The organism is Candidatus Saccharibacteria bacterium (assembly GCA_016432585.1).
In the GTDB taxonomy this organism is placed as follows: domain Bacteria; phylum Patescibacteriota; class Saccharimonadia; order Saccharimonadales; family Saccharimonadaceae.
In genome coordinates this window covers 231,461-245,552 of the sequence record CP066696.1, presented here as the reverse complement: position 1 = coordinate 245,552, position 14,092 = coordinate 231,461, and the positions used below count along the sequence as shown (strand labels likewise).

The window sequence follows — 14,092 nt, the reverse complement described above, 5'->3', positions numbered from 1 at the left end:
TTTTATTCTAGCACGCGAACACGAATCGTGTCAGTAGCGCCGGCAAGTCCTGGCTGGCGACCGCTAACAATGGCCACTGTCACCTTTTCGGTGTCACCAAAGTAACCATCTGCCTTCAGCTCTTTAGCAATATCAAGTCCCGCTTTTTCGCCGTCTGGACGAACAAAGCTTTGACTTGCGTAGGTAAGCGCAAGCTGCTGAGCAGTACGCGCATCGCTGGTAACGCTGATAATAGGCAGGTTAGGGCGATGTGTTGCGATGTTTGCCGCCGTTGCACCAGATTTTGTCTCGGCAACAATGGCGTCAACTTTTAGCTGCTCGGCAAGTTTTACCGCTGCGGCACTAATTGCATCTTGCTGTGGGTTCTTCATGTGGAATACTTCGTGGCGAAGTTCGGGAACGACAGTGTTCTGCTGAGCAAACAAAATAACTTTGCGCATAGCAGCAACCGTCTCTAGCGGGTACGAACCGTTGGCCGTTTCGTCTGAAAGCATAACGGTATCAGCGCCTTGAATAACCGCGTTTGCCACGTCGCTTACTTCGGCACGGGTTGGCTCTGGATTGTCAACCATGCTTGCCATCATTTGCGTCGCAACAATACTTAGCTTTCCGTACTTGCGGCAAAGGGCAATAATACGGCGTTGAACAATTGGCACAACCTCGGCACCAGCCTCAACAGCGAGGTCTCCGCGGGCAACCATAATACCATCGCTAGCTTTTACGATTTCTTCAAGGACATCTTCTTTAATAGCGGCTTTAGTTTCGATCTTTGCAATAATATGCGCAGTTGAACCAAGGCTCACAAGAATCTGGCGAAGGTTATTGATATCGTCTGGGGATTGAACGAAGCTAAGCGCTACGTAGTCAAGATCTTTGTCGGCACCGTATTCGATATCTTCGTGATCTTTTTTGGTAAGAATATCGCCACCGAAGTCGGTGTCTGGCAGGTTGATACCTTTGCGGCTCATCAACGTTCCGCTGTTTTCAACACGTACTTTAATTGCCGTTGCAGATGGAATTTCGATAACCGTCGTACGGATTTTACCGTCAAAGATATAGATCGGCTCGCCAACTTTTACCTTTTCAGCGAGGTTGTACTGCACAGGAACAACAAACTTACCGTCGTGTTCGGCAGCGTGGTCAAGTACGAGCTCGTCGCCTTTTTCTACCGGCGTGTTTTGCGTTAGCATTCCAAGGCGGATTTTTGGACCCTGAAGGTCTTGAAGGATCGCAACTGGCTTGCCGTGCTTTTTACTCGCTTCGCGGATCCATGCAATTTGCTGGTCGCGCTCTTCGTAGCTGCCATGGCTAAAGTTCAGGCGGAACCCGTTTACGCCACCATTAGCAAGCGCTTCAATGGTCTCATAATTATTTGTTGGAGGCCCCAATGTGGCCAAGATCTTGGTACGTTTAAAAATAACACTCATGGGGATATTGTACACCCTATTTTGCAAAATACATACTATAGATGTATAGTAAGTAATTGCCTAGACTAAATGTTTCTATTTATTTTTAGTCTTTCTATGAAAGGAGCGCTACGGTGCAAGAAAATCTTGAAAAGACCCTATCACAGCTAGTCTCTATCCCTAGCGTCAGCAGCAACTCTGCCGCCTGTCATGAAATCTTAAAGCTCGTACGCGGCAAATTCGACGGACTAAACCTCTACATTCACGAAAATTGCGACACGCCAAACCCTTGGTTTCTTGCGACAACACAGAACACCATGACCCCTGATATTCTTTTGCTCGCCCACCTAGATGTCGTTCCCGCAAGCCCCGAAATGTTCACCATCCAAAAAACCGATGGGCGGCTTTACGGTCGCGGATCGTACGACATGAAGTTTGCCGCCGCCTGCTACCTTGAGTTTATTAAAAATCACGCCGACAAACTTTCCAATCTTAATATCGGATTTCTTATAACAACCGATGAAGAGATAGGCGGCGCATGCATTGCCGACGTGTTCGCTTTGGGGCTTCGTCCGAAGGTTGCTTTCATACCAGACGGTGGTGGGGATTGGAAAATTGAAGAGCGCGCCAAAGGTCTTTTGGGGATAGAGTTTATCGCAAATGGCAAAAGTGCCCATGGGTCACGTCCATGGGAGGGCGAAAATGCATTGCATCGCCTTATGGACGCGCTTCAGATGCTTCGCAATGCCTATCCTCTGACTTCTAGCGACGACTCCACGCTTACAATCAATACGCTCAACGCTGGCAATGCGATCAATCAAATTGCCGACTATGCGGTCGCTACTGCTGATTTTAGAACATTCAGCCTCGACGAGCTTAACCTTTGCCGTTCGCTGGCAGCGCAAATTGCCGAGGAATACTCGTTAGAATTTACCATTTCTCACGAGGGCTATCCTTTGCTGCTCGATAAAAATTCGCCATACGTCACACCGTTTCTCGATGCCTACCGCAAACAAAGAGGCGGTGAGCCCGAATACGTAGAATCGTACGGCGCCACCGACGGTCGGCATTTCGCCGAGTACGACATCCCTTGCATCATAACCGAACCCTACGGCCATGGTCGTCACGCCGACGAAGAATGGCTTCTCGCCGAAGATTTGGGCAATTACTACAAACTTATCGAACGTTGGCTTTTGCCGCAACAATCGCTCTAAAATAAATACCCGCATTCTACGGGGTATTTATTTGTAGTATTTTTCTATTGTGCTGCGCGAGCGCCCATCTCCTGGGTGTATCGTCGCCCCTCGGCCTCTCGGTCCTTCAGCATTTCGCCAATCTTCCACTTCCTATCACCCTTGCCATTCACAATTCGAGCAAATCGCGTTACATTGGCGACAGTGGTCAATTCCTGTTTACTAAACTCTTCGGCCCACTGCAATGTCGCCTCTCTGCGAGCCGCATACCTTGCTTCATCTAAGATATCTGCAACAACTTCGTCTGCGATACGGTCAAGCTCTTCGTCCATACGCTCAAGATCGGCGACAAATCCACCCTCGCCATCTTTACCCTGAAGTGGCAAGCCACCTGCGTTACTCGAAAGCGACGGCGTACCTTTCAGCATTCCTTCGGTGCGACGGTGTTCGAACCCTTCAGCAACCGAGAAGTTTTCGGTGTACATACTATTTGCAAGTAGCACGTTTACTGCGGTAAAGTCATGTTCTAGCCCCACGACCGTAATGTATTTCGCATAATCGGCATAGCGGGTGCCCCGAAGTTCAATCATCTCGGCGAGTACTTTATTGCGATCAGGGTCATCAGTGGCGCCATTGCCCGTAATAATCGTGTGCGGAATCAGCTCTTCAGGCGCACCTAGACTAACCAGCTTGTCGGTAATCAACATTTGAAGGCGCATATTAAACTCTTGCCCCTTCGCCTTATCAAACCGGGCAAAGCCAGTTAGCCACTTGCGGCTCCTATCAAATAGCGGCTGGTCGTCTTTGTAATACTCTTCGTCGCTTGGTTCTTCGCCATGTTCGCGCATGTACTGTTCACGGTTTGCATAACGGCGTAAAAAGTTCTGCTTCATTACCTGGCCGTCAAGCCACTGAAGCTTCTCTTGTTTTTCCTCTTCGCTCACTTCACGGTTAAGATCTTCGTGCAGCTCGCTTGTTGGCGGCATCGCCACAACATGTTCGGTACCGTACGGAACAAACTGTTCTACGGGGTGCGCCACGTAGGCATCCACCTTGCCAACAGCACACTCATCGCGCAGATATTCATAAATAAGATTCTGGGGCGAGCCAGGTTCGGCCATTTTGTCGCGGTCGGTTTGAATATGATTACGGTAAATAAAGGTTGCGTTCGGGTTGATTTTCATCAGTTCCGGAATCATCGCCGCAAGTTGAGGATCCTCAATCCAGTAAAAGTCGGCCTCTGCAAAACCCGGAACGTTCTCCATCATGCCACGGAAGTTCTTTAGGCCGTACTCTTTATGCTTCGCTTTATCCTCGGCGGTAAAGGTTTCGCCCGCGCCCAGCACATCTTGCTGAAGGTTGTGCATTTTCTTCGTCGTAATAAACGCCTCGGGGTCATTGTCGGATACAAGCCACGTCACATCGGCGCCCATTTCATTCAACAGATCCAGCGCTGGCGGTTCTTGCATAGCCACGCCGCCGCCTTCTATGGTTGAACTAAGAACAAATCCTTTTTTACCTCTAATAGGCGCAACCTCGGCCTCCATAAGCTCCCACATAGCGGGCGGTGTTTCCTGCCTACGTTGCTCAAACGGCACTCTACTTTCGATAATAACTTCGTAAAACGTCTCGGGGTTACGGCGTACCGAGAAAACTTCGCCCTCTCTATCCGCCTCGTGACACCACTCAAGATCGGTAAGGTCACGCGCTTCGGCCGTTAAGCGGCGCTCGCTTTTTTCGGTTTTTAGTTGATCAGCTGTACTCATTTTACATACTCCTTAAAGTTGCGTTTTTATACAGCTATCGAAGTTACGCCCACGCTTAAAAACGTGTGCTCATGCATATTTTGTGGATGTGTTGGATTCGCAAAACGTGTCGGTATTCCGACTGATAACTTGCGGTAGCTCCGCCATTATCTGCCTGATATGTGTACGTATTCAAGCACAAGCATTATCAAATAGTCTTCAAAAAAGTATGTGAAAACATTACTACAGATGATTTGCAATTTTTCATATCGTTGTTTTCACGACAATGATATTAAGAATCCGTCCGATCCATTCGCAAAAACACTACTCCCCGGGACAACGCTCATGCTAAACTAAATCCATAGTAATAGGAGTATGGTAGCAAATGGCACGATTGCCACAGCCCGGTGCAGACGAAGGCCTATGGGGAGAGATTCTCAACGACTATCTTGTCGTATCTCATAATAGTGACGGCACAGTCAAAAACGACGCCATTACTTCGTCGGCCATCCAAGATGCCTCTATCGCCGGCACCAAGCTACAAGACGGCGCAATTACCATCGACAAACTTGCCGACGGTACGGGGACCAACGGCCAAATCCTCACCCGTGACAGCCTTAGTAGTGGCGGCTTCAAGTGGGATGACGTCCCCAGTGCCGCTCTCGCCACTGCTTCGACCCCGGGAACTGTGCAGCTTGCTGGCGATCTTGGCGGAACTGCTACTGCACCCACCGTGCCAGGCCTTGCCACCAAAGCAGACCTAAACGGCTCGGGATATGTCCCCCTAGCGCAGCTTGGGTCGGGAACCCCAAGCGCCGATACGTTTCTCAGTGGCGACAACAGCTGGACACTGTCGCCCGTGGCGACTGTCGCCGTCGCTACTGGCAGCGAAGCGCGGCCAAACGCCCAGATGGTATTTTGGATTGGCGGCACTATCGAGCCGACCAATATGGACAACGGCGATGTATGGATGATGGAGGCGTAGCGTGGCCGTCCGCGAATTCAGCAATGCGACAGATGACGATATAATCTTCTCAACGGGCGCCCTTTCGGGACTTCAATACGGTACTGTTGCGGCTATTATTAAAAGAACCTCCGTTAGTAATTATCGTCCGATTTTCAATCCTCACAATGCCGCCGGCACGGCACTTGGTTCGTTCCTTTTATGGCAGAGCGGTAACGTCTTGACATGGTTTGAACTCCCAAGCAGATCAAGCGACGCCACCTCCTTAACCGCTAATGTCTGGTACTTGGTTGTCGTTCGTAAAGCGCAGGGCACCGCAACCCCACGATTCTCGCTCTATAACTTTACCAGCGGAATCTGGACACACCAAGCCGGCGCCTCACCTATGACAGATTGGACAAGTCCTGGCACCGACGGAAGTATCCGGTTTACCTACGAAACAGAAACCGACAACCTCGACGGCCGTATTGCAGCCCGCGCAGCATGGGCAAATGCCCTTCCTTGGTCGGCAGATGGTGCGGGGGATACAGCGCTCGAGGCAGCAGGGCTCGAGACCTCTTTACAAAATTGGCTTACCTCTGATCCGTCGGCATTATGGGCGTTCAATCAAAGTTCGATCGCAACACCAGTCAGCGACCTTACTGGCAGCGGCGCAAATCAAACCTCAATCGTAGGCACAACCGTCGTCAACGGCGACGATCCTCCCGGGTTCGCTTTCGACGCCTCACGCTGGCGTCGCGGTGACGGCACGATACTGCGGCCTTTCTTGAAAACAAGCGGCATATTGGTAGAATTACAATAACCTATAGACCATAGAAAAAGCACCATACAATTGATGGTGCTTTTTCTATGGTGATCTCACCGGGAATCGAACCCGGATTGCCAGGATGAAAACCTGGTGTCCTAACCGTTAGACGATGAGACCATTTGTTAAATTAACGTTTGCTATTGTAACAGATTATTTTGGAAATAAAAAGCCCCTATTCGGGGTGTCGTCTGGTAGGCGACGCGGAGCCAACTTGGCCTCCGCGTCGCCTACCTCACTTCGACGACGAACGCTACCTCACGAGCACACGCTTACGCGTGGCCTGCTGGGGAAAGCGGTGGAATCCGCCGTTCTCCTGGTAGCTGCGGGTGGCGGCCTCGATCTCGTCGAGACCATCCATCACACTCTGGTACATGTTCCAGCTGCCGTCCGCCATGTAGTAGACCTCGTGCGCGCCCTTCATGGTGATCAGGACGCGCATGATGATCTCGCGACGGACGATGTCCGCAGCGGTCTCCTTGTGGCGGATGTCCCAGGAGCGAACAGCCTCGGTCAGACCAGCCGGCGAGAACACGCGCGTGCGTGCATCCTTGCCGAGGTGGTCGTGAACGAACCGTGCCAGACTCGACATGTTCTCGTCGAGCCCGAGCATGTAGCCCGGAGTGGCCTTGCGCCTGCCCTTGCCGGTCTGTGCCGACATGAACGCCTGGATCACGGCCTCACGGGCCGTAACCATAGCGCCCGCGAACTCCGGCATGTCGATCAGCTCGTGAAGACGAGCCTCTCCCCGGAGAAGGCGGTTAAGCAGGGTGTTTCCAACCCTCATGGTCTGGGTCATTCTTCCTCATTCGGTCGAAGTGCTATCGCAGGTACACAACATCTGGTCGTGTTAAAGCAACCTCCTTGTGGTGCGACTTATTTATATTTAAACATAATAAATGTAAATATGTCAATTATATATTGTAACCGTAAACAATTTCACCACTGTTCGCGCCTTACCTAAGTATTGACATTTGTGGGCTTTTGTGATAAATTAGATACATCATTCGTGTGTATGAAATGCGGACGGGAACGTTAACAAATCGGATCATTACAGTACATCGCCGTAGACTGTAGCACCGCACACGTAAACTTGTTTATGTGAGCCGTGCTGCAGTTTGCAGCACTACGTCGAGAAATCTTTCTCCGTAGATATGTACATGCAACTGTTATTTCCTTCTCTTTTGAGGTGGCTGGCATGTAGGAGATTACGTGGAGTAATCTTTTACATGCTGGCTATCTCGAAAGAGTACGCTCGCCGTTGCCGGCAACACGCCCGGCGACGACACAACGATCGGCTCCCGAAAGGACCCCCGATGCGCACCCTCAACACGCTCACCAACGCTCTGCGTACCCAGCACGGTCGGCACCAGTCGCTGCTGCTCCTCCTCGAGGCGACTCGACTGGAGGTCAAGCACGACCGCGTGCTCGACACCGACAAGGTCGCCGAGCTGGACCAGCGTGACGCCAACCTCGACAAGGCCGCCCGGCGGCTCGACGAGGCGGCTACCGCGTGGAACCAGACCAAGGCCACCCGGACCACGGTCACCCTCGCGGTGCTCGAGGGGTCCGTCGACAAGATCGACAACCTCCTGAGCGCCGCCGAGACCCTGATCACCGGCACCACCCCCGTGCCCGTCCCGGCACCCTCGCCCATCCCCGTCGTCATCCCCGTTCCCGCCCCCGTGGCGGCGAGCGGTGGTAGCGGCGGCAACGGCGGTGGAAACGGTGGCGGCGACAACGGCGGTGTCGACCTGGATGCCCTGCTCGCCAGGGCCCAGGAGATCATCGACGAGCTCGAAGGCCGCACGAACGAGAAGTTCGTGAAGGTCGACGAGCGGATCGATGGCGTCCACCAGAGGGTCAAGGCCCTCGAGGACGCCACCGGGCTCAACCCGGCGATCGTCACCCTGCTGAACGACCTCGGCGCCGACGACATCCGGTCGCGGCTCGAGGCTGGCCTCAGCGACAAGCAGCTCGACCTGCTCGCCGTCCTCGTTCAGATTCTCCCCGACAACACGTCGATCGAGAAGCTGAACCGGGCGCTCGCGCTGGCCGGCTGGACGTTCAAGCTTCAGGGCAAGAACAACCGATCCACCCCGGCCCACAGCTAGTCCACCTACCGAACTTCGGTTCAGAAAGGAGGAGGACCCCGTGGCTATCGCCTGGTGGATCCTGCTCTCTGTCCTTCTGGTGGTCCCCGCGGCGATCTTCGCCAAGCGGGGCCTCCCCTACACCGCGGCAGCCTTCGGGCTGACGTCGCTCAGCGTCCTGCTGACGGCGTTCACTCCGCTGGGATTCCTGCCACTGTTCGTCGTCGGCTTGCTGACGGCGTTCGGTGCATGGGCATTCTCGCAGCGAGTGGTCGCAGCAGGGCTCACGGCGTTCACGCTGGCGTTCCTCGTTACGTTGGTCGGCCTCATCGAGGCCCCCATCAACGGGTTCGTCCAGTTCATCGTCGTTCTGCTCTGCGTCGGTGCGGCCGTCGCCACCATCGCGTTCCACGCCGCCAAGGCGAGGAACGTGGCGTGGGTGGCGTTCGGGCTCAGTGCCTTCCTGGTGGTGTTCAACATCGCCATGGTGGGTATCACGAGTTCGAGCGTCGACAACGGCGCGCCGCAGAACATCCCGTCGTCCCTCACGTACAACCGTGGGGGCGAGGCCGAGACGGTGGACCTCGTGTCCAACGACCCGGCTACCACCGAGTCCAAGCCCGTCGCGGGCGCGGACACCACGAACGACACCACCCTGCGCCCGTCGCTCGACGACGGCAAGGGTGCGGTCACCTCGTGGGGCAACCTGGTCGAGCGCGTCAACGCTCTGCCGGAAGCCAAGAAGACCGCGTACATCGCTGCCTACAACCAGCGTTCCGAGCACATCGGAACGTGGGAAGACGCGCAGCAGTACGCCAACCTGGAGAAGACCACCGGGCTCGACACTCGTGTCATCCTGGTGATCAACTCCACAGTCACGGACCAGCAGGCCCGTGACGCAGTGCGACCCAACGTGGGCGCGGCGGCCGACAAGCTGCCGATCGTCCGCACTACGGGCGCGCTGATCAACACACGCGGTATCGAGACTGGCGCAATTCAGGACTTCGGGGACGCACGTTCCCAGGTCCGCGTCATCCTCACCGTCCCGGTGATGAAGGACGGCAAGCCCGTCGCCAACACCGAGGCGGCAAAGAAGTGCACTGGAGTCCTGACGGAATGCACGAACTTCTGCACAGGAGTCGTGAAGATCACTCCGCCCCAGCCTCCGGTACCCACTTCGCCCGGACCGACAAGCCCGTCAACGACTGCGTCCCCGACGCCGTCCACGACGAGCCCGTCTCCGAGCACGACGCCGTCGACCTCACCGTCGCCGACGCCGAGCACCACCCCGTCGACGACCCCGTCATCGACACCCAGCTCGACGCCTTCGACCTCACCATCGCCGACGCCGAGCACCACTCCTTCTACCACCCCGTCTCCGAGCACGACGCCGTCGACCTCACCGTCGCCGACGCCTTCGGAGACCAAGGGTCCGGTCATCGTCCCTTCGGACGACCCGACTCAGGAGGAGCCTCCGGGACCGGTCGAGACGACCGACCCCGTGGAACCCAACCCGGCCGATCCGACGGATCAGCCTGGGGACGAGAACACCGAGCCGGCACCCGGGGCGACCCAGGAGCCGACGCGTGACCCGATCCCCGAGCCGGAGCCGTCGAACACGGCCCCGGCTGACGGCGACGTCGAACCCGCCGCCATGACCCTGGCCTCATCGTCAGGTACCGGCGGAGGGCTCGGACTCGCTCTCCTCGCCGCGTTCTTCCTCTTCCCTCTGGGACTAGGGGTGTCGCGGCAGCGTCGTCGGACTGACGCCTCCTAGGAGGCTCGGTTCGAAGGAACACCACGCCGCGAGGTGGCCCGAAGCGACCCAGTGTCGCCAACGGTCGCCTCGCGGTGAGGTGCGCACATAACAGTGCATGTACTTCCCCAAGGAGCTATTCCCTGCCTGGGCATTTATGCTCGCAGTTGGCTAGTAGCTCCTTGGACAACCCCAATGTTTTGTAATGATCTGATTTGCCCCGAAAATGGTACATTAATAATTTAAATTTCACTGAGCATAAGCATTTACTTTTTAAGTAATATGTTGTATAATTTTATCAAATCCATTAATTCTAGTATGTGGAGTACTAGTAAAGGAGAGTGTATGAAGAAAATCATCGACGCTATCAAGCGAGCACCAAAGCGTGCTGCAGGTCTTGCGATCGTTGCAGCAGCCGTATTGGTTCCGGCAGCATTGTTTGCCTGGGGCCCGGATCGTCCAACGTTTACCGTGCAGAATCCTGCCGACTACGTAACGTTCAACTCTATCACCAATAACCCGCAGTGGGGCGACGAGCGCAACTTTGTTGAAATCAAAGAAGCCTCAGCACCTAACAGCACCTATGGCGAGCAGGTTACCCTGCAGCCAGGTAAAGAATACGCCGTAACGGTGTTTTACCACAACAACGCGAAAAGCAGTCTTAACGACGCCGCTCACGACTATAAAGGTATCGCCAAAAACGCATTTATGCGTGTACAGATGCCTGCTTCTGTAAAAGCTGGCGAAAAAGCTCGAATTACTGGTTTTGTTGGTGCCTCAAACGCCAACCCAGCACAGGTTTGGGACGAAGCCTACGGACTAGCAAGCGGCAACTACGCACTTCGCTACGTTCCTGATTCTGCAAAGATCTACAGTAACGGCGCAGTAAACGGTAAAACATTGCCAAACAACCTTTACACCACCGGAACACCACTTGGGTACAGCGCCCTCGACGGTAAGCTTCCTGGCTGTAACGAGTTTGCTGGTTATGTAACGTTCAAGTTCCGCGTTGACCAGCCTAACTTCGAAATCTCGAAGCAAGTTGGTAAACCTGGCGAGAACAAATATGCCGAAACTATTACCGCTCTTCCAAACGAAGAAGTAGAATACAAGATCAAGTACAAGAACATCGGTACGAGCCTCCAGAAGGACGTTATCATTAAAGACAAGCTTCCTGCTGGCCTAGAGTACGTAAAGGGTAGTACTTACTACTCAAACTCGAACACAGGTAACAAATGGACGCTTGCCAGCGACAACGTTACTGCACGAGGTATCAACCTTGGCGACTACAACCCAGGTGCTGCTGTATACGTAAAGTTCAAAGCGAAAGTTGTTGACAACAGCAAGCTCGAAAAATGTGGCGTTAACACCCTTGTTAATACCGCAACTGCCGAAACTAACAACGGCAGCAAGAGCGACACTGCGACAGTAACTGTCAGCAAAACTTGTGTCGAGAAACCAAATGAATGTAAGCCAGGTATCCCTGTTGGCGACGATCGCTGTAAGGAAAAACCTGAAGTCCCAGAAACTCCAAAAGAGCTTCCAAAGACTGGTGCTGGTGATGGCCTTGTTGCCGTCGTTGGTGCTGCCTCACTTATCGCTGCTATCGCCTACTACATAGCTAGCCGCCGCTCACTATAGAGACTGACCGCTCAACTTACTGAAGCGATTTAGCCTCAGATCAATCACCCTCGTTTTACACGGGGGTGATTTTTGTTTATACTATAGTCATCTATGGCAAAACAGAAGAAAAAACGCAACAAAGTATATACCGGCCAAGACGCTAGTGTCACGCGACCGGTTGTCACACGTATTAGCGCCGTAAAGCGCAACAAAATTCAGCAGTGGTGGTTCGAGAAAAAGCGTATCGCAAAGCCCGTACTTATTACCGCGGGCGTCGCTATCGTTGTTGTTTGGCTACTTATCGAGCTTGTTCGTATCGCTACTGGCGCTTAGTTTTTTAATTGGCAAACGGAATCCAAACGTACTGCCTTCGTTCTCGATAGATGAGAACACCATTGAGCCGCCGTGCGCCGTAATAACTTTCTTCGCAAGAAACAAACCAACACCCGTACCATCGGGGCGCTGCTTGCGTGCGTTGGTTGCCCTAAAGAACTTCGAGAACAGATGTGCTTGTTCTTCCTTTGGCACGCCGATACCAGTGTCTCTCACCTCAAGGACTGCATAACCGGCATCAACACCTAGCGTAATACTAATCGTCGTATTTTCTTCAGAGTAATAGATTGCATTATCGATAAAGTTCATAAGCACTTGCCGTATCTTACCTTCATCGATATTGAGCACAGGAAAATACGACGGAGCACGATAGTGGAGTTTCAAGTTATGAGCATGAGCGGTTGTTTGCAAACTCTCGACCTCTTGCGTCACTATCTTTGCAAGATCAACAGACTTCTTTTCAAGAATAAACGTTCCCGTTTGCAAACGCGACACGTTCAAGAAGTCACTAATAAGGTGCACCATGCGCTCACTGCTAATAAATGCCTCACTTAACAACTGACGCTGCATAGAAGTGATCTTGCCAGCGTCCCCCTCTAGCACCATGCTGATATACCCCTTTACGCTAGTCAGCGGTGTGCGCAGCTGGTGAGAGGCCATGCTCACAAACTCATCTTTTGCCTCGTCGAGGCGTTGAAGCTGCGCATTACTTTCGCGCAGTTCCTTTGTCGCATCCTCAATACGCTGTTGAAGCGTGTCGTTAAACCCTTGAATCTGCTCGAAGCGCAGAGTATTCTGAATCGCCACCGCTAGCTCGTCGCTTGCTATTCGTATTAAATCAATATCACGTTCGGAATAGGCACTTCCTGTCGTCTTGTAACCAAAGATACAATAGCCGACAATCTCACTCTTCGTCTCTAAGCGTACAATAATCGACACACCTGCTTTTTGCATCTCTCCATGAAAATGATCAGCCGGCGCCTCAATTAAATCGAAGCTCATGATATCGGCAACATGACGGCGAAATTGCTGTGGAGTTATGCTAGAAAAAACCGAGGAGTTATGGTCATCACCAAGCAGCTTCGTGCCATCTTTGGCCGTTTCGTCCATAAGTACCAATGTAATAAAATCAGATTTAAGCGCCTTCTTTAAAATTGCTAGCGACACCGCTGCCAATGGTTTGGTCTCGGTAGAATGCACAAGTACAGTCGCCAGGTTATCCAGGACGCTTTTTGTATCGTAATCGTCTTGGTAAAAGATCGTCCTTGTAATGTAGTTGAAGAACTTGCGAAGTGGCTGAACGAAGAGAACCAGAAACCCGACGACCGATGTCGAAACAAGAATCTGCGCAAGGCTTGGTTGCACACCTATGATGAAAAAAGATAGCGCCGCCCCCAAAAAACCATAAAGCAGACCCGCAACAAGCAAAAGCAAGAGATAAGCAACGAATCTCGCGATAATCAAACGAATATCAAAGAGCTTGAGTCGTATAATTCCGTAGGCAAAACTCGCCGTAAACACCAAGCCGAAAAGTGGCGACAGAAAGATAAACGACGTATTACGAAATACGATGATAACAACAAAGTTAAGAAGTACAAGAAGCGTAAAGGTAACCATAACCCCGATAAGCGCATATCGTACCTGTTCTTTAAGTCTCCCCTTTAGTAACCGAAAGCGTCGAAAAAGGATATAGATGCTGCCAGATAAGGAGGCGAAAACAAACGGCATAAACAACGCCATGCCCAGTCCGGGTATTGGGGTGACCGAGGAGCCAGATACTTCAAGACCACTAAAAACCAAGGGGGTTAACGCTAACAATGCTACAACGCAGCCAGATACAATGACAAGCCTTGCAAGGTTCTTGCGATATGCCTCGCCCTGCGGAAAAACGTTCGTCAAAAGCAGCATGGACATCGATAGAATGCTGGCTGTCGCCATAGCGACTCGAATCCATGTTAACTGATCAAGAAATATAGGGTGCGTAGAGATATAATTCGCAATTAGCCATACAACTAGCGACAGGGCTAAAAGTGCAAAGTTCCGGTTGACGCGCCCGTGCGGGTTTTTAGCGATAACAACCATGGCCAGCCCAAAGTTAGCAACTACGGAGATGAGAAGTATTATAAGCTCAAGCATTACACTTATAATACTACGATGTTATAGTAAAACTATAA

11 protein-coding genes and 1 tRNA gene are annotated in these 14,092 nt (G+C 52.6%); 7 read left to right on the top strand and 5 right to left on the bottom strand.

Annotated features, from left to right (window positions below):
- Positions 1–2 precede the first annotated feature (2 nt).
- Positions 3–1,427, bottom strand: coding sequence for a pyruvate kinase (gene pyk, locus HZB75_01300; GenBank protein QQG51127.1), 1,425 nt, complete (start codon positions 1,425–1,427; stop codon positions 3–5).
- 113 nt (positions 1,428–1,540) lie between these two features.
- Here pyk and HZB75_01295 point away from each other — a divergent pair, with 113 nt between their 5' ends.
- Complete coding sequence (locus tag HZB75_01295; GenBank protein QQG51126.1) at positions 1,541–2,620, top strand: M20/M25/M40 family metallo-hydrolase; 1,080 nt, start codon at positions 1,541–1,543, stop codon at positions 2,618–2,620.
- 44 nt (positions 2,621–2,664) lie between these two features.
- Here the strand turns inward: HZB75_01295 and HZB75_01290 are convergent, their stop codons facing one another.
- Positions 2,665–4,365, bottom strand: coding sequence for a hypothetical protein (locus HZB75_01290; GenBank protein QQG51125.1), 1,701 nt, complete (start codon positions 4,363–4,365; stop codon positions 2,665–2,667).
- Positions 4,366–4,729: 364 nt separating this feature from the next.
- Between HZB75_01290 and HZB75_01285 the strand changes: the two genes are divergently transcribed.
- Positions 4,730–5,329 (top strand): hypothetical protein, encoded by a 600-nt coding sequence (locus HZB75_01285; protein QQG51124.1) that lies wholly within the window; start codon positions 4,730–4,732, stop codon positions 5,327–5,329.
- Between the two features lies 1 nt (position 5,330).
- Positions 5,331–6,110 (top strand): hypothetical protein, encoded by a 780-nt coding sequence (locus HZB75_01280; protein ID QQG51123.1) that lies wholly within the window; start codon positions 5,331–5,333, stop codon positions 6,108–6,110.
- 48 nt (positions 6,111–6,158) lie between these two features.
- Here HZB75_01280 and HZB75_01275 read toward each other — a convergent pair.
- A tRNA-Glu gene (locus HZB75_01275) sits at positions 6,159–6,233 on the bottom strand.
- Between the two features lie 133 nt (positions 6,234–6,366).
- Entirely contained in the window at positions 6,367–6,912 is a 546-nt protein-coding gene (locus tag HZB75_01270) for a hypothetical protein (GenBank protein QQG51122.1), read from the bottom strand.
- A gap of 517 nt (positions 6,913–7,429) precedes the next feature.
- Between HZB75_01270 and HZB75_01265 the strand changes: the two genes are divergently transcribed.
- The 4 genes from HZB75_01265 (at position 7,430) to HZB75_01250 (ending at position 11,918) form a co-directional block, all read left to right on the top strand.
- Positions 7,430–8,227, top strand: coding sequence for a hypothetical protein (locus HZB75_01265; protein QQG51121.1), 798 nt, complete (start codon positions 7,430–7,432; stop codon positions 8,225–8,227).
- A 40-nt stretch (positions 8,228–8,267) separates the two neighbouring features.
- Positions 8,268–9,983, top strand: a complete 1,716-nt coding sequence (locus HZB75_01260; protein QQG51120.1) for a hypothetical protein — start codon at positions 8,268–8,270, stop codon at positions 9,981–9,983.
- Between the two features lie 261 nt (positions 9,984–10,244).
- On the top strand, positions 10,245–11,603 hold the full coding sequence (locus HZB75_01255) for an isopeptide-forming domain-containing fimbrial protein (GenBank protein ID QQG51119.1): 1,359 nt from the start codon (positions 10,245–10,247) through the stop codon (positions 11,601–11,603).
- A gap of 93 nt (positions 11,604–11,696) precedes the next feature.
- Positions 11,697–11,918: a hypothetical protein gene (locus HZB75_01250; protein QQG51118.1), complete on the top strand. Its 222-nt coding sequence runs from the start codon at positions 11,697–11,699 to the stop codon at positions 11,916–11,918.
- On the opposite strand, the gene HZB75_01245 is transcribed toward HZB75_01250, so the two are convergent.
- A complete protein-coding gene (locus tag HZB75_01245; protein ID QQG51117.1) occupies positions 11,880–14,054 on the bottom strand; it encodes a hypothetical protein in 2,175 nt (724 codons plus the stop codon). The genes HZB75_01250 and HZB75_01245 overlap by 39 nt on opposite strands.
- Positions 14,055–14,092: the final 38 nt, after the last annotated feature.

Excerpts from the sequence above, each read along its gene's own strand:
- pyk (QQG51127.1), bottom strand. The coding sequence starts at position 1,427 with ATGAGTGTTATTTTTAAACGTACCAAGATCTTGGCCACATTGGGGCCT.
- HZB75_01290 (QQG51125.1), bottom strand. The coding sequence starts at position 4,365 with ATGAGTACAGCTGATCAACTAAAAACCGAAAAAAGCGAGCGCCGCTTA.
- HZB75_01285 (QQG51124.1), top strand. The coding sequence starts at position 4,730 with ATGGCACGATTGCCACAGCCCGGTGCAGACGAAGGCCTATGGGGAGAG.
- HZB75_01270 (QQG51122.1), bottom strand. The coding sequence starts at position 6,912 with ATGACCCAGACCATGAGGGTTGGAAACACCCTGCTTAACCGCCTTCTC.
- HZB75_01265 (QQG51121.1), top strand. The coding sequence starts at position 7,430 with ATGCGCACCCTCAACACGCTCACCAACGCTCTGCGTACCCAGCACGGT.
- HZB75_01255 (QQG51119.1), top strand. The coding sequence starts at position 10,245 with ATGTTGTATAATTTTATCAAATCCATTAATTCTAGTATGTGGAGTACT.
- HZB75_01250 (QQG51118.1), top strand. The coding sequence starts at position 11,697 with ATGGCAAAACAGAAGAAAAAACGCAACAAAGTATATACCGGCCAAGAC.
- HZB75_01245 (QQG51117.1), bottom strand. The coding sequence starts at position 14,054 with ATGCTTGAGCTTATAATACTTCTCATCTCCGTAGTTGCTAACTTTGGG.